Origin of the sequence: Paracidovorax citrulli (genome assembly GCF_900100305.1) — a bacterium.
Classification (GTDB): domain Bacteria; phylum Pseudomonadota; class Gammaproteobacteria; order Burkholderiales; family Burkholderiaceae_C; genus Paracidovorax; species Paracidovorax citrulli.
On record NZ_FNEY01000022.1, the window covers coordinates 1 to 14,575 of the forward strand.

The 14,575-nt window shown below is 60.3% G+C and carries 13 protein-coding genes and 1 tRNA gene; 5 read left to right on the plus strand and 9 right to left on the minus strand.

Annotated features, from left to right (window positions below):
• Positions 1 to 548: 548 nt before the first annotated feature.
• Both BLR99_RS14865 and BLR99_RS23885 read left to right on the plus strand, forming a co-directional pair.
• A complete protein-coding gene (locus BLR99_RS14865) occupies positions 549 to 1,436 on the plus strand; it encodes a trypsin-like serine protease (RefSeq protein WP_029413430.1) in 888 nt (295 codons plus the stop codon).
• 54 nt (positions 1,437 to 1,490) lie between these two features.
• Positions 1,491 to 1,640 carry an integrase core domain-containing protein gene (locus BLR99_RS23885; RefSeq protein ID WP_017438445.1) on the plus strand — a complete coding sequence of 50 codons (150 nt, stop codon included), beginning with the start codon at positions 1,491 to 1,493 and terminating at the stop codon, positions 1,638 to 1,640.
• Positions 1,641 to 1,814: 174 nt separating this feature from the next.
• On the opposite strand, the gene BLR99_RS22625 is transcribed toward BLR99_RS23885, so the two are convergent.
• From BLR99_RS22625 to BLR99_RS14895, 8 genes are all read right to left on the minus strand, one after another.
• Positions 1,815 to 2,324, minus strand: a complete 510-nt coding sequence (locus BLR99_RS22625) for a hypothetical protein (RefSeq protein ID WP_011796331.1) — start codon at positions 2,322 to 2,324, stop codon at positions 1,815 to 1,817.
• A complete protein-coding gene (locus tag BLR99_RS14875) occupies positions 2,325 to 3,182 on the minus strand; it encodes a hypothetical protein (protein WP_019702428.1) in 858 nt (285 codons plus the stop codon). It lies immediately after the preceding gene.
• A gap of 806 nt (positions 3,183 to 3,988) precedes the next feature.
• Positions 3,989 to 4,747, minus strand: coding sequence for a hypothetical protein (locus BLR99_RS23155; protein WP_046060082.1), 759 nt, complete (start codon positions 4,745 to 4,747; stop codon positions 3,989 to 3,991).
• Positions 4,744 to 5,115, minus strand: coding sequence for a hypothetical protein (locus BLR99_RS22630; RefSeq protein WP_133246113.1), 372 nt, complete (start codon positions 5,113 to 5,115; stop codon positions 4,744 to 4,746). The genes BLR99_RS23155 and BLR99_RS22630 overlap by 4 nt, the downstream gene beginning before the upstream one ends.
• A complete protein-coding gene (locus BLR99_RS22635; protein ID WP_133246112.1) occupies positions 5,115 to 6,323 on the minus strand; it encodes a hypothetical protein in 1,209 nt (402 codons plus the stop codon). The genes BLR99_RS22630 and BLR99_RS22635 overlap by 1 nt, the downstream gene beginning before the upstream one ends.
• 213 nt (positions 6,324 to 6,536) lie before the next feature.
• Positions 6,537 to 6,626 (minus strand) — tRNA-Ser (locus tag BLR99_RS14885).
• Positions 6,627 to 6,734: 108 nt separating this feature from the next.
• A complete protein-coding gene (locus BLR99_RS14890; RefSeq protein ID WP_011796327.1) occupies positions 6,735 to 7,649 on the minus strand; it encodes an SPFH domain-containing protein in 915 nt (304 codons plus the stop codon).
• Between the two features lie 139 nt (positions 7,650 to 7,788).
• Positions 7,789 to 8,232 carry an NfeD family protein gene (locus BLR99_RS14895; protein WP_011796326.1) on the minus strand — a complete coding sequence of 148 codons (444 nt, stop codon included), beginning with the start codon at positions 8,230 to 8,232 and terminating at the stop codon, positions 7,789 to 7,791.
• A gap of 154 nt (positions 8,233 to 8,386) precedes the next feature.
• Here BLR99_RS14895 and BLR99_RS14900 point away from each other — a divergent pair, with 154 nt between their 5' ends.
• Both BLR99_RS14900 and BLR99_RS14905 read left to right on the plus strand, forming a co-directional pair.
• A complete protein-coding gene (locus BLR99_RS14900) occupies positions 8,387 to 10,768 on the plus strand; it encodes an arginine/lysine/ornithine decarboxylase (protein ID WP_011796325.1) in 2,382 nt (793 codons plus the stop codon).
• A gap of 174 nt (positions 10,769 to 10,942) precedes the next feature.
• Positions 10,943 to 11,503 (plus strand): fasciclin domain-containing protein, encoded by a 561-nt coding sequence (locus BLR99_RS14905; protein ID WP_011796324.1) that lies wholly within the window; start codon positions 10,943 to 10,945, stop codon positions 11,501 to 11,503.
• A 167-nt stretch (positions 11,504 to 11,670) separates the two neighbouring features.
• Here BLR99_RS14905 and fabI read toward each other — a convergent pair whose 3' ends face one another.
• Complete coding sequence (fabI, locus tag BLR99_RS14910) at positions 11,671 to 12,468, minus strand: enoyl-ACP reductase FabI (protein ID WP_011796323.1); 798 nt, start codon at positions 12,466 to 12,468, stop codon at positions 11,671 to 11,673.
• A 146-nt stretch (positions 12,469 to 12,614) separates the two neighbouring features.
• Between fabI and BLR99_RS14915 the strand changes: the two genes are divergently transcribed.
• Complete coding sequence (locus BLR99_RS14915) at positions 12,615 to 14,432, plus strand: extracellular solute-binding protein (protein ID WP_017438303.1); 1,818 nt, start codon at positions 12,615 to 12,617, stop codon at positions 14,430 to 14,432.
• Positions 14,433 to 14,575 lie beyond the last annotated feature (143 nt).

Sequence of the window (14,575 nt, forward strand, 5' to 3'; positions counted from 1 at the left end):
GAGCGCGACGGCATCTCCAATGCCGCGGCGACCGCATCGAATACGCAGCCTCGGGCTGCTTGATCGACGCGACAACTACCTTGACATGCTCCGGCCTGAAGCGGGCAGGGGGCGCGAGAGGGGGAATTGCATGGTGTGTCTCCGTTATGTTTTGGTGTGAATGCGTCGCGCCTGCCTGCGTCATCCCGGCAACCAGCATCCGCAGCCGATGTGTCTCATCCCCAGGCCTGCAGTGTCAACCCATGCAATGCACGAGAGCAGTTCCAACCTTCGATCAGTATCTGGAAACTCATGATTTGAAGAATTTTTGGAAATCACGCCGCCTTCCTTCTTCGTTTTAAGACGAAGAAATTCGCATGCAGCAGCGCGGGGGAGCCGCCGATGCGAATGATATAGGCCGGCAATGTCAATCAATACCAGTGCAATTGAAACGCGCATCGCCGTTTCGATCCGTCAAGCGCAAGACTGTCATCGAACCATCAACACGTGAATGGGCCTCGTCACCCCCAGTTCCCGATCCTTATATGTCACAGAGAACGAGACCCTATATGAAATCCCGACCACTACAAAAGATCGTGGCTGCCCTGGCCACGATCACCACCCTCGCATGCTCGGTCGCCACCGCGCAGCCGGTGCCGCCTCGCAATCCCGACCGCGACGTTCTGCCGGTCATCTCTGGCTCGAAGGTCTCTGTTCCCTCTGGGTCATGCACCGTGGGGGCGGTATTGGTGCCCGCGAGCATCCTCCACAGACTGACGGCGTATCAACGTGCCACCCGTTGGATAGTGCTGGCCAAGCACTGCGCGCCAATGTACGCGACGATCCACGTGGGTGACAATGCTCTCGGTACGGTCGTGTGGCAGTCGGCCGCGTCGGATATCGAGCTTGTGCGGGTGTCGCCCGAGCGGGATTCATACGCGGCGCTGTACTGCGCCTCTCACAGCAGCGCGGCGTTCTGCAACCCTTTCCAGAGCTACAGGCCTCGTGCGAACAACCAGGTCTTCATGCCTCGCGGCGGGCGGGAAGCGCGTCTTGCTGTTAACGGGTGGTCAAACGCGCCGGATGAGCAGTTCTGCACAAGCGGCTGGCGCACCGGCGTCCGCTGCTTGTGGCGGGGAATATCGATCGTGCCCGGAATGCTCAGATCCAATTATGAGCACACCGAAGCCGCAGAATCGTCTGAATTCAATAGCATCGACCACGGCGACTCGGGCGGCCCGGTCGTTACCTACGACCGGCACTTGATCGGGATCATTTCCGAAGCCGAACCCGGTGGTCGTTCCATCTTCTTCTATACGCCGATGCGACAGGTGCTGCACGAGTTGTTCAGCTACACCCTTGGACCGGCCGACCTGCCTACCGCTGAAGGCGAGTTCAATCCGCTTTCTGCCGACGGTGAAAACGTCGAGTGGGAACTGGCGCCCACTGAAGGCTGAGGAAGGTCCGCAAGGCCCCGCCCATTCGGCAGGCAGATTGACCCGCCAGCGCCCTTGGACACATTCCTGGCGCACGCAGGCCTGCCTGCCGGAAGGCAACCCCACCTCAACGAGAACTGGTTCGAGACCTTGGCCCAGGCCAGGGAGGTCATTGCCCTGTGGCGCCAGGATTACAACGAAGTGCGGCCCCACGAAAGCATTTAGCCGGATACCGCCTGCCGCATTTGCAGCCAGGCACCGCGAACCATCCACCATCGATGCAGGATCAGTTAACCTGCAAAACCCTGGACCTCTCTCCCAATGATTGGTATGGCTACAGGGGGCAGGTCACAGTCGCTTTATTGCGAATAGGACGGGGCTGGGAATACGGGGGCAACATCATTGAGAGGTTCCCTTTTGTGCCTGCTCCATGACCCAGGCTCTATCTTTTCCATGCACGCACCATTCAGGATTCTTCACCCAGTCGTTGAACCACATGGTAGGGTGTCCCCTGAGCTCATTGCATTTTGAGTAGCCAAGCGTGGGCAGGTAATGGTATTGGGCCAAGGTCAATGCGGGCATTCCAATTACCATAAACGCACCAGCTACAAAGATATTGATGTTAAGTAATCTGACAAAGAAGTCGGCTCCATTCCATTTTATAGGGATTGCTTTTGATGCGGCAAGCACAAGCATGATCAAAGCCAATGGAAGTGCAAAAAAAACGGAAGATCCAGCTACAGAGATTCTGACAACAGGAGAGTCATTCAGTAGATCGTTTATCGATCTGAAAACTTCCGGCAAAACAAAAAAGCAACAGAGAAAAATCACAAAAACTATCGAAGGTAGTCCAATGACCATTGCCTTCCGGATTTTCAGCAATTCCTGTCGATCAATATGTTCGGGCAATTAGTATCTCCTACATATGGGGCAGAGCCAATCCGCCAACTCTTGACCTGTCTTCTGGGCGCTGCTTTGCACGCGACTTTGCATCTTGTTCAGCCACGACTCGGAGTTCTCATTTATTCTGTATAAGCCCTGTTTCGTGTTTTCTGGCAAGGATTTTAATGCTGATATGACTCTTGATTTTATTTGGTATTGTTCATCAGCATAATTCAAGCCTGCGCCGACCAGGAATGCAAAAAATGCCATGGTGACAAGTGGTGCTACCGCCACTGCCGTGAAGCTGCCAACGGCAACACCCATACCATAAGCCACAAGCCCACCTAATCCTCCCTTGACAGCCTCGACCCCGATGCCTCCTACGAGATCATACATTGTCTTTTCATTATTGAAAATGAAATCCATGACCTCGATTCCGGTCGAGACGGTGACGCCCAGAATAAAGCCGCCGATTGCAATGCCCTTCAGGCTTTGAACTCCAAGGCCAAATTTCAACATCAAGGGATTGGTGGCAAGGTATCTTGTCCCAGTCAATGCACCACTGCGGTGAGCAGCATATCCTTTGATAATAATATACGAGCCGCTAGCCGTGTTTTTGACGTAGCTTGTTATCCCCGCAATTCCAATGGCATTCAGCGTCTTGGTGATTGCCAATACATCGTTGGCACTTTGTGCCGCGGGTCCCACCCAAGGCTGAGACGCATTGGGGCTGAAGGTGCCTGTCCAATACTTGCCAAAGGAGGTATTTGCCAGGATGGCTCTGATGGTATTTTCGAGCCTTGGATTGTTCCTGGTCTTGTCTTCCAGTATGCTGAAATATTGCGGGAAAGTGAGTACAAGAATATCAGCTTTATTGCTGTCCATGGATTTTGCAAGTTCTTGACCTTAGCCCATGGTGTAGAACGTTGCGGCGAGATCTGCAGACATCTACCCTCCTGTATTGAAGGTGGGAATTGTCCTGCAGAATTTTGGTGAAATGTAATTGGTGGTTGATGTAAATTTGCATCTTTTTGCAACAGAAATATGCTATGGTGGCCTCTCAATTGCCTGGGTGGAGTAGTTCTGCAGTATCAGCTGCAATACACGCGCTTCTAAAACGATGAGGCGGGCTTACCACGAATTGAATCAACGACTTGCGAGGCCCTTTTTGAGGATCGCAGGGGCTTGCAGGCTCCTAGAGCGTGTTCTGACCTTTGTTCATGAGCGCGAAGCCAAGGGTAGAGTTTGCTGATGTCCCAAAGTCTGCCCCACCAGACGTCAGGTATGGAGAAGGGTGCCACCACCTGATACTGATGAACCAGCGCGAGTACGATCTGCTCGAAGTGTTCGACGTCCTGTGCTGGTAGGCTACAGACGCAAGCGCGGCAGCAAGATGCACAAGACCGTGGACGCTGGGAGCATCGCTGGCTGTACATGACACGCCCGCAGACGAGCAGGAACGTGCGCAGGTGCAGCGCCTGTGCGAAGACGTACGGCAGGATGCGGGCCACACTGTACAACTGGCCTGGGCAGACTAGCGCTACGCGGATGAATCGGCATCCAAGGCGACGCCGGACAACGACATCGATCTGCAGATATTGAAGCGGTCCGCAGCAAAGAAGGGCTGCTGCGGCGCTGGATAGTGGAGAGACGCTTCGGCTGGCTGGCGGCATTCCGCAGGCTCCACGGGATTATGGGCGATTGCCAGAGGTACTTGGGGGCTTTGGCGTTTTTTTGGGGTGCGCTCTTTTTGCGCGAGTTTTTTTCGCGGCTGGCTTTGCTTTTGCTTTTAAAGCACGAGCTCCCTTGGCTCTACCAGACGCGTCTTTTGGATCATGGTGCATCCCGACCATCACGTGTCGTATATGGACAGGCAGGCCTGACCATTCCGCTTTATGTGCTGTAAAAAACGCGAATGGATTGCGCTGGCAATTTCGATGAGTGAAATCCGGCAATTTTTGATCTTGCATCTCAATCAACCAAGAAGCAAGCTTTTCCGCAACATCCTTTCCATTTTTTACCAAGTAGAATATAAGGCCGGCCGCATTATGAGCAGGATTGCCTGACGCAGGCCTGTATCTGGTGCTTAATTGCAGAAAACCTTCGATAAATTTCTGATCCTTCTTCGCTTCAGCGACCCAGGTTAGTGTGCCCAATTTTACTGTGATATCTACATGCCCACCCGCTGAAGTATCATGCGTCGCGTCATATCCAAGTCGTCGAAGTTGGGTGTTTAATTCTTCAGTAAGTCGGTCTTCGCTATCGTTTTGCCGAAGTTCCGGACTTTTCTGGAATTCCTGAATGCATACATCCAAGTCTTCATAGAGAATAGTCACAAAGCCATCGTAATCCCCGTTTCGGGCAATACCATGACGCTTTAGCATCCTCGGAACCTCATGATCCTCGGGAAAAAATGCAGAGAACTGGGCAAGCGTTAAGGTATCAATCATGTGACCGACTTCTGCTTAGAGTAATACGAGCCACGCTCAAAGCCTGTTAAGAGGTCGTCACTGCTTAGTTCATCTCCAGAATACTCATCAATAAATTCACCATCCTCATTAGGCTCAATCTCAACGATCTCTTCGCCATATGTCTTGAAAAAGATAAACTTGATTAGTTTTAACCGTGGGCTGCTCATGTAAAGCAGCGCCTGGGCAAGTTTGCCGTCATTTTCTGCGCCAACTGCGCTTCTGATCTGAGCAAATGTGTAGTGATCCTGGGGTCTAGCATGCTCCAAAAAAACGTGAACGGCTGCGCAAAGCGATGCTACATCGGCATCGTTTGGCCAGTCCTGCTCAAATATTTGGAGCGTGTTCATCAAGCCCCTGCCTTCGCCGACTCAATAGCTTTCTGTGCTTGACTAAGCGCTTCAGCGGCAAGCTTTGCCGCAATTTCAGAGTAGTGCCAAATCTTGTGGGTCAGAAACTCGTACTCAGCGAATGTTACACACCCGCTAAGATTTGCCACGTGCAGAGCGCGTGATTTATACAGACAATGAATACTCCCCGGTATTTCCAGTTCGATCACTTCGTCTTTGCGGCCAAGAGCTGGCCATTCGACACCAATCGTGTAAGGACGAAGATCTTCGACTGCCGCCGCTCCACTCTTATGAAATTTATCCTCCCGTAGGTCGTGACCCTTTTTTCTAATTGGCCGGCCAGTGTTGTTTGATGCAGAATCTTCCGCATAGGCCGCAAAACCAAGCGTACTCACTTTGCCGGCTGTATTATCTCTGTACAGCGGAAGCAACATAGGAAAGAAGTCGAATGCAGATAAACCGACAATCGAAGTTTGGCAGCCCTGGTAGCTTAGAGCGTTGAACGACCCAAGTACATGCTGATTTGCGATCTGCTGTATTTCATTGGGAACATGTGCACTTGGCACATCTACTCTCAATTCAATTCGCTGTTCTGAACGATCAACAACGACGGTATCAAAGCAGGGAGCAAATTTTTGCTTTATTCCTATAATTTTGGAATACTGCCGGATATTTTCATATGCATCTTTTGAAAAAGATGTAGGCGCCAGCTCGACACGCTCGTTGTAAGTGCGCACACTGAAAAATTGAAAGTAAGTGCGCCCCCCTTCTTGCCACACTTTAACCAATTTTGGCTTTGACCGATCAAAATTTCTAAGCGAAGTATCATCAATCGGCGTCAAAGGGAACGGGTACTGTGTTACCCATGATTCATCTAATGGAGGAGAGTCAAGTGCCTTGTCGAGCCAATTTGAAAAGCTCGTGACCATATCAGCATTCAGGCCTTTAAGATCGTACCAAGTGACTCGCTTATTTCCAATGAGCGAATGAACCCGGAGCAGTTCCAAAGCTTGCTGCGTAACATCCTTGGCAAGCAGTGTGTCTTGGTTGACCTTCGAGACCTTAGCAAGCGTCTCGGTCCAATTCCTTCCGACCGCTACGCCGTTGCTTCGCAAGCACCTCGCTCCCACCAAGTGGTTCAGTCGCCGCGCCATCACCTCAACAACCCTCGACAAGGTGATCCCGTCATCACCGTGAGCGTCACTCATTGCATCCCCTCTCTGTATGTACGGTGTGGAGCCTACTCGCAAGTAACGAGTTGTCAACAAATTTGCGCCGCGCAGACTGCTCGAGATGATGAGAATCGATGAACCTTTGCCAAAGCTCTACAGTTTCATACAGTAAGACTTATTTGGAACGGGAGTAGGAGGTGGAGTAAAAAAGCGCCATGGGCTTGGAAGCCGCATGGCGCTTAGTATTGTTGGCGGAGAGGGCGGGATTCGAACCCGCGGTGGGGATTAGCCCACACACGCTTTCCAGGCGTGCGACTTAAACCGCTCATCCACCTCTCCTGAAGCCCGCAAGTATAGCAGTGATTCCGGCGGCTCCCCGCGAACTGGCGCAGGAATTTTTTCGAGCGGCCGGTGGTGGCATCTGGCGCCGCGGTCCGTGCTCCGCGTTCAGGGCCGCTGCGTGCCCTGGACCATCTTCATGGCGGAGGCGATGAGGGTGGAAACCTCGGTCATGTTGCTGGGCACGACCAGGGTGGTGGTGGCGTCCGCGGCCACGCGGCTGTAGGCGTCCACGGCGCGCTCGGCCACCTTGAGCTGCACGGCCTGTTCGCCGCCCGGCTGGCGGATGGCGGCGGCCACGCGCTCGATGGCCTGGGCGGTGGCCTCGGCCACGGCGGTGATGGAGGCGGCCTCGCCCTGGGCGTTGTTGATCTGCGCCTGCTTTTCCCCCTCGGAGCGGGCGATGAAGGCCTCGCGCTCGCCGGTGGCGATGTTGATCTGCTCCTGGCGGCGGCCCTCCGATGCGGCGATGAGGGCGCGCTTCTCGCGTTCGGCGGTGATCTGCTGCTGCATGGCGCGCAGGATTTCGGCGGGCGGGGTCAGGTCCTTGATCTCGTAGCGCAGCACCTTCACGCCCCAGTTGAGGGCGGCCTCGTCGATGGCGGCCACGACCTGGGCGTTGATCATGTCGCGTTCCTCGAACGTCTTGTCGAGTTCCAGCCGGCCGATCACGCTGCGCAGGGAGGTCTGCGCGAGCTGCGTGACGGCCATGATGTAGTTGCTCGATCCGTAGCTGGCGCGCATGGGGTCGGTGACCTGGAAGTAGAGGATGCCGTCCACCTGCAGCTGGGTGTTGTCGCGCGTGATGCAGACCTGGCTGGGGACATCCAGCGGGATTTCCTTGAGGCTGTGCTTGTAGGCGACCCGGTCGATGAAGGGCACCAGGAAGTTGAGGCCGGGCGTGAGCGTGCCGGCGTACTTGCCCAGCCGCTCCTTGACCCAGGCGTTCTGCTGGGGCACGACCTTGATGGAGCGGGCGACGAAGATGCCGGCGATGACGAAGAGGATGAGGGCGATTTCCATGGAGTCCTTTGCAGCCCCGGAGCAAGGCCGGGAAGGAGGTTGAAGGAACCCTGCGCCGGGGCGCAGGCGAAAGGGAAAAAAGCACAGGGGGCGGCAGCGCGGCCGCGTGAACGGGCCGGTGCCCGCGGCGCGCGTCGCTTCAGGCGGCGGCGTCCACTACGAGGCGGTTTCCGACCACCTCCGCCACGCGGTAGGTGCCGGGCAGGGCGCCGGCCGCGCCGGCCGGGCCGCTGCGCAGCACGACCGTCCACTGCGCGCCGCGGTAGCGCACCTGGGCCGTGCCGTCCGGGTTCCACGCGGGCACCTGGACGGTTTCGCCGACGTCGAGGTTCACGTCGCGGTTGCTCGCGGCGGGCTGCGCGGCGGCCATGCGGTGGCGGCGCAGCCGGTGGCAGGCGACGACGCCGCCCACGCCGACGCAGGCGGCTGCCACGAGCTGCGTGGTGATCGGCAGGCCGGCATGCGCCGCCAGTGCACCGGCCACGAGGCCGACGGCGAGCATGAGCAGGTAGAAGGTGCCCGTCACGAGTTCGGCGGCGACCATCGCGCCGGCCATCAGCCACCAGAGGGTGGAATGCTGCATCACGGGTGTCCTCCTCGCATGTCCGTGCCCGGCGGAGCCGGTGCTTTCCCGTCCATTCTGGGTCAAATGCCGATGTCTTCAAAGGGATGACATCGTTATTCCTTACACTTCGCGGCTGTTTCGTTTTTTGGGCCCGCTTGCTCGGAGGCTGTGCATGAAATTCCGCTTTCCCATCGTCATCATCGACGAGGACTACCGTTCCGAGAATACATCGGGCCTGGGTATCCGGGCCCTGGCCCAGGCGATCGAGGCCGAGGGTTTCGAGGTGCTCGGCGTGACGAGCTACGGCGACCTGTCGCAGTTCGCGCAGCAGCAGAGCCGGGCGAGCGCCTTCATCCTGTCGATCGACGACGAGGAGTTCACGCTGGGCTCGGGGCTGGACCCGATCGTGCTGAGCCTGCGCAACTTCATCGCCCAGGTGCGCCGCAAGAATTCCGACGTGCCGATCTACGTGCACGGCGAGACCAAGACCGCGCGCCACCTGCCCAACGACATCCTGCGCGAGCTGCACGGCTTCATCCACATGTTCGAGGACACGCCGGAGTTCGTGGCCAAGCACATCATCCGCGAGGCCAAGAGCTACCTGGAGAGCGTGCAGCCGCCGTTCTTCAAGGCGCTGCTGGACTATGCGGAAGACGGCTCCTACTCGTGGCACTGCCCGGGCCACTCCGGCGGCGTGGCGTTCCTCAAGAGCCCCGTGGGCCAGATGTTCCACCAGTTCTTCGGCGAGAACATGCTGCGCGCGGACGTGTGCAACGCCGTGGAGGAGCTGGGCCAGCTGCTGGACCACAACGGGGCCATCGGCGAGAGCGAGCGCAACGCGGCGCGCATCTTCAATGCCGACCACTGCTTCTTCGTGACCAACGGCACGAGCACCTCGAACAAGATGGTGTGGCACCACACGGTGGCGCCGGGCGACGTGGTGGTGGTGGACCGCAATTGCCACAAGTCCATCCTGCACTCGATCATCATGACCGGGGCGATCCCCGTGTTCCTGAAGCCCACGCGCAACCACTTCGGCATCATCGGCCCGATCCCGCAGGCCGAGTTCGAGAAGGAGGCGATCCAGGCGAAGATCCGCGCCAACCCGCTGCTCAAGGGCGTGGACGCCACCACGGTGAAGCCGCGCGTGCTGACGATCACGCAGTCCACCTACGACGGCGTGCTCTACAACACCGAGACCATCAAGTCGATGATGGACGGCTACGTGGACAACCTGCACTTCGACGAGGCCTGGCTGCCGCATGCGGCCTTCCATCCGTTCTACGGCAGCTACCACGCCATGGGCAAGAAGCGCGCGCGCCCGAAGCATTCGGTGGTGTATGCGACGCAGTCCATCCACAAGCTGCTGGCCGGCATCAGCCAGGCGAGCCACGTACTGGTGCAGGATTCGCAGACGGTGAAACTGGACCGCCCGCTCTTCAACGAGGCGTACCTGATGCACACCTCGACCAGCCCGCAGTACAGCATCATCGCCAGCTGCGACGTGGCCGCGGCCATGATGGAGCCGCCCGGCGGCACGGCGCTCGTGGAAGAGAGCCTGCTCGAAGCCCTGGATTTCCGCCGCGCCATGCGCAAGGTGGAAGAGGAGTTCGGCAAGGACGACTGGTGGTTCAAGGTCTGGGGCCCGGAGAAGATGGCCGACGAGGGCGTGGGCCGCGCGGAGGACTGGATCATCCGCAGCGACGGCAAGGGCAAAAAGAACGGCAGCAAGTGGCACGGCTTCGGCCAGCTGGCCGACGGCTTCAACATGCTGGACCCGATCAAGTCCACCATCGTCACGCCCGGCCTGAACCTGGACGGCAAGTTCGACAAGACCGGCATTCCCGCGTCCATCGTGACCAAGTACCTGGCCGAGCACGGCGTGGTGGTGGAGAAGACGGGGCTCTACAGCTTCTTCATCATGTTCACCATCGGCATCACCAAGGGCCGCTGGAACACGCTGCTGGCCGCGCTGCAGCAGTTCAAGGACGACTACGAGAAGAACCAGCCGATGTGGCGGATCCTTCCGGAGTTCTGCCAGCAGCACAAGCGCTACGAGCGCATGGGCCTGAAGGACCTGTGCCAGCACGTGCATGCGCTCTACGCCAAGTACGACATCGCGCGGCTGACGACCGAGATGTACCTGTCGGACCTGACGCCGGCGATGAAGCCCAGCGACGCCTATGCCCACATCGCGCACCGCAAGACCGAGCGCGTGGAGATCGACCACCTGGAAGGCCGCATCACCACCAGCCTGATCACGCCGTACCCGCCGGGGATTCCGCTGCTGATCCCGGGCGAGGTCTTCAACAAGAAGATCGTGGACTACCTCAAATTCGCGCGCGAGTTCGCCAAGCTCTGTCCGGGCTTCGAGACCGACATCCACGGCCTGGTGGAGATCGAGGACGACAACGGCCACGTGCGCTACTACGCCGATTGCGTGACCCGGACCGAGCAGCCCAAGCCCGGCCGCCGCGGCGGCCGCAAGGACGCGCCCGACGCCGAGGACATCGTGCAGGTGGGCAGCGACGGGCCGTTCGGCCGGAAGATCTGATCGCCACGCACGGCGGAGCGTACCGCTCGCGGAAGCCCGGTGGCGTGAAGGCGCCTCCGGGCTTTCTTGCATGGAATGGGTACCGGGCTTGATCCAGGCGGTGCCATGGCCCGTATGAGTGGGCAGCCGCGCGAGTTATCCGGGCGGCCATCCCAACGACCGACGGAGACTTCCATGACCTTTCGCCTGAATGCCCGCCTCGCAGCCGCCAGCCTCACGCTCGTCCTGTCTGCCGCCGTCATGCCCGCCCTCGCGCAGGTGACCGTCGGCGGCGCGCCGATGTTCCCCACCAAGGACATCATCGACAACGCGGTGAATTCGAAGGATCACACCACGCTGGTCGCTGCCGTGAAGGCCGCGGGACTGGTGGACACGCTCAAGGGCCCCGGTCCGTTCACGGTGTTCGCACCCACCAATGCAGCCTTCGCCGCGCTGCCGGCCGGCACGGTCGATACGCTGCTGAAGCCGGAGAACAAGGCCACGCTGACCAAGGTGCTGACCTACCACGTCGTGCCTGGCAAGATCGATGCGGCCGCGCTGTCGAAGATGATCGCCGATGGCAAGGGCTCGGCCAGCCTGAAGACCGTGGCCGGTGGCACGCTGACCGCCAGGGCCAGCGGTTCGTCCATCGCGCTGACGGATGAAAAGGGCGGCACGTCCACCGTCACCATCCCTGACGTGTACCAGTCCAACGGGGTGATCCACGTCGTGGACAAGGTGCTGTTGCCGAAGTAATCCCTGTCCGTCCGTAAGTACGCATCGCTGGTGCCCGGTGGCTGCCCGCCGGTGCGCGGATTGCCGCTGGCCGGATGTGCGAAAGCCGCGAGGCCGCCCCATGGCGGGACCTTGCGGCTTTGGCTGTCCGTGCATCGGTTCGGTCGCCCGCCGACGCGGCCTGGCGATCAGGCCAGGTTGGCGCTGTCGCGGCTGATGCCGCCGGTCTGGCTGAAGCCGCCGTCCACGTACATGATTTCCGCCGTCACGCCGCTGGCGAGGTCCGACAGCAGGAAGGCCGCGGCATTGCCCACGTCCTCGATGGTCACGTTGCGGCGCAGGGGCGAGGCGTCGGCCACGGTGCCCAGCAGCTTGCCGAAGTCCTTGATGCCGCTGGCGGCCAGTGTCTTGATCGGGCCTGCGCTGATGCCGTTGGCGCGCATGCCCCTGGGGCCCAGGGATTCGGCCAGGTAGCGCACGCTGGCTTCCAGGCTGGCCTTGGCCAGGCCCATGGTGTTGTAGTTGGGCACCGCGCGCAGTGCGCCCAGGTAGCTCAGGGTGAGCACGGCGGCCTTGTCGTTCAGGTAGGGCAGGGCGGCCTTGGCCATGGCGGGGAAGCTGTAGGCGCTGATGTCGTGCGCGATGCGGAAGGATTCGCGCGACAGGCCTTCGAGGAAGTCGCCAGCGATGGCTTCACGCGGAGCGAAACCGATGCTGTGCACGAAGCCGTCGAACTTCGGCCAGGTGGCCGACAGGTCGGCGAACATGCGCTCGATCTGCTCGTCGCTCGCCACGTCGCAATCGAAGACCAGCCTGGAATCGAATTCGGCCGCGAATTCGGTGATGCGGTCCTTGAAGCGCTCGCCCACGTAGCTGAAGGCCAGCTCGGCACCCTGCGCGTGGCAGGCCTTGGCGATGCCGTAGGCGATGGAACGGTTGGACAGCACGCCGGTGATGAGCAGCTTCTTGCCGGTCAGGAAACCCATTGTTGTTCTCCAGTGAATGCGGTAGGGGTGGAATGCCGGAGGGGCGCGGCGCGGCCCGTGGCGGAAAGATGCGGCGGCCGGGAATCCGACCGGGAAAATCCCCCGGCAGGCGTGGACGGCCCGCCACCGTAGTGCAGAATTGTCGCATGCGGCTCTGGAAGAAGATCTGTCTGCTGTGGGGAATCTGCCTGTGTGCGCTGCCGGCCTGGGCCGCGCATGGCTACGCGCTGTGGGACGATCTCAAGTACCCGGCGGGTTTCGCGCATTTCGACTACGTCGATCCCGACGCGCCCAAGGGCGGCGAGCTGCGCATGGTGAGCAACCTGCGCTATTCCACCTTCGACAAGTACAACCCGTTCACGATGAAGGGGTCGCCGCCGGCCTACCTGTCGGACCTGCTGTTCGAGAGCCTGCTGGCCGGCTCCATGGACGAGACGGCTTCGGGCTACGGATTGCTGGCCGAGGACGTGCAGGTACCCGAGGACCGCCTCAGCGCCACGTTCCGCCTGCGGGCCGAAGCGCGCTTCCACGACGGCAGCCCGGTCGAGGCCGCCGACGTGAAGCATACCTACGAGACGCTCGTCGGGCCCCATGCGTCGCCGAGCTACGCGACGCTGCTGCAGGAGGTGGCAGGGGTGGATGTGCTGGACCGGCGCACGGTGCGCTTCCGCTTCAAGCACCCCAACCGCGAGCTGCCGCTCACCGTGGGCAGCCTGCCGATCTTCAGCCGCGCCTGGGGGCGCCAGGCGGACGGCAAGGCGAAGCGTTTCGACGAGATCGTGACCGACATCCCCATCGGCAGCGGTCCGTATCGCATCGGCCCGGTGGCGTTCGGCCGCGACATCACCTACGTGCGCGACCCGCAGTACTGGGGCCGCGACCTGAACGTGAACCGGGGCGCGTACAACTTCGACCGCATCACGGTCAAGATCTACAAGGACAACACCGCCCGGCTGGAGGCCGTGAAGGCCGGCGAGTTCGACTTCATGACCGTATATTCGGCCGGCGACTGGGCGCGCCGCATCGATGGCAAGCTGTTCCGGCAGGGCGTGCTGGTGAAGACGGAACTCAGGCACCGCCTGCCGGCGGGGTTCCAGAGCTATGTGCTCAACACGCGGCGGCCGATGCTCAAGGACCTGCGGGTGCGTGAAGCGCTGGGGCTGGCGCTGGACTACGATTGGATGAACCGGCAGATGTTCTACGGCGGCTACCCGCGCGTGGTGGACCTGTTCGGGAATACCGACTGCCAGGCGACCGGCGTGCCGGGGCCGGAGGAACTGGCGCTGCTGGAACCGTGGCGCGGCAAGGTGCCGGACAGCGTGTTCGGGCCCATGTACACGCCCCCGGTCACCGAAGGGGCGGGCCATTCCCTGCGCGACAACCTGCGCCGCGCCCGCCAGTTGCTGGCCGACGCCGGCTGGACCTACCGAGACGGCGCGCTGCGCAACGCGAAGGGCGAGCCCATGGTGATCGACTACCTCGACAGCAAGGAGGCCGGCGCGCGCATGGTGACGCCCTGGATGCGCAACCTCGAGAAGCTGGGCATCACGCTGCGCTTCACCTCGGTGGACTTCGCGCTGTACCTGCAGCGCCTGGACAAGTTCGATTACGACATGATCACCCTGGCCTACCCCGGCACCTACAACCCGGGCCAGGAAATGCTGGAGCTGTTCGGCAGCCGGCGCGCCGACGTGGAGGGCAGCAGCAATTACTCGGGGGTGAAGAGCCCGGCGGTCGATGCCCTCGCGATCGCGTTGACGCGGGCGAAATCCAAGGCCGAACTGCTGCCCGCGTGCCGGGCGCTGGACCGCGTCATCATGCACAGCCACTACCTCATCCCGCAGTGGCAACTGTCCGCGCACCGCATCGTGTACAACCAGCAGCGTCTGGCCTACCACGCGCCCATGCCGCCCTATGCGAAAGCCGAGGAGTGGGCGATGTTTTCGTGGTGGAGCCTGAAGTGAGAGTCCACCCCCCTGAGGCGCTGCGCGCCTTCCCCCCGCTCTCGCCGTGCTGCGCACGTCGGGCAGGGGGACGACGCCGGTGGCCCGGCGAAGCCGGTTCCACGGCGCCTGCTGGCATGGCCTGCTCCGCGGCCAGCGGAAGG

Coding starts and splice junctions, on each gene's coding strand:
- BLR99_RS23155 (WP_046060082.1), bottom strand. CDS start 4,747: ATGATTGATACCTTAACGCTTGCCCAGTTCTCTGCATTTTTTCCCGAG.
- BLR99_RS14895 (WP_011796326.1), bottom strand. CDS start 8,232: ATGCAGCATTCCACCCTCTGGTGGCTGATGGCCGGCGCGATGGTCGCC.
- BLR99_RS14905 (WP_011796324.1), top strand. CDS start 10,943: ATGACCTTTCGCCTGAATGCCCGCCTCGCAGCCGCCAGCCTCACGCTC.
- fabI (WP_011796323.1), bottom strand. CDS start 12,468: ATGGGTTTCCTGACCGGCAAGAAGCTGCTCATCACCGGCGTGCTGTCC.
- BLR99_RS14875 (WP_019702428.1), bottom strand. CDS start 3,182: ATGGACAGCAATAAAGCTGATATTCTTGTACTCACTTTCCCGCAATAT.
- BLR99_RS14900 (WP_011796325.1), top strand. CDS start 8,387: ATGAAATTCCGCTTTCCCATCGTCATCATCGACGAGGACTACCGTTCC.
- BLR99_RS14865 (WP_029413430.1), top strand. CDS start 549: ATGAAATCCCGACCACTACAAAAGATCGTGGCTGCCCTGGCCACGATC.
- BLR99_RS14915 (WP_017438303.1), top strand. CDS start 12,615: ATGCGGCTCTGGAAGAAGATCTGTCTGCTGTGGGGAATCTGCCTGTGT.
- BLR99_RS14890 (WP_011796327.1), bottom strand. CDS start 7,649: ATGGAAATCGCCCTCATCCTCTTCGTCATCGCCGGCATCTTCGTCGCC.
- BLR99_RS22630 (WP_133246113.1), bottom strand. CDS start 5,115: ATGAACACGCTCCAAATATTTGAGCAGGACTGGCCAAACGATGCCGAT.
- BLR99_RS22635 (WP_133246112.1), bottom strand. CDS start 6,323: ATGAGTGACGCTCACGGTGATGACGGGATCACCTTGTCGAGGGTTGTT.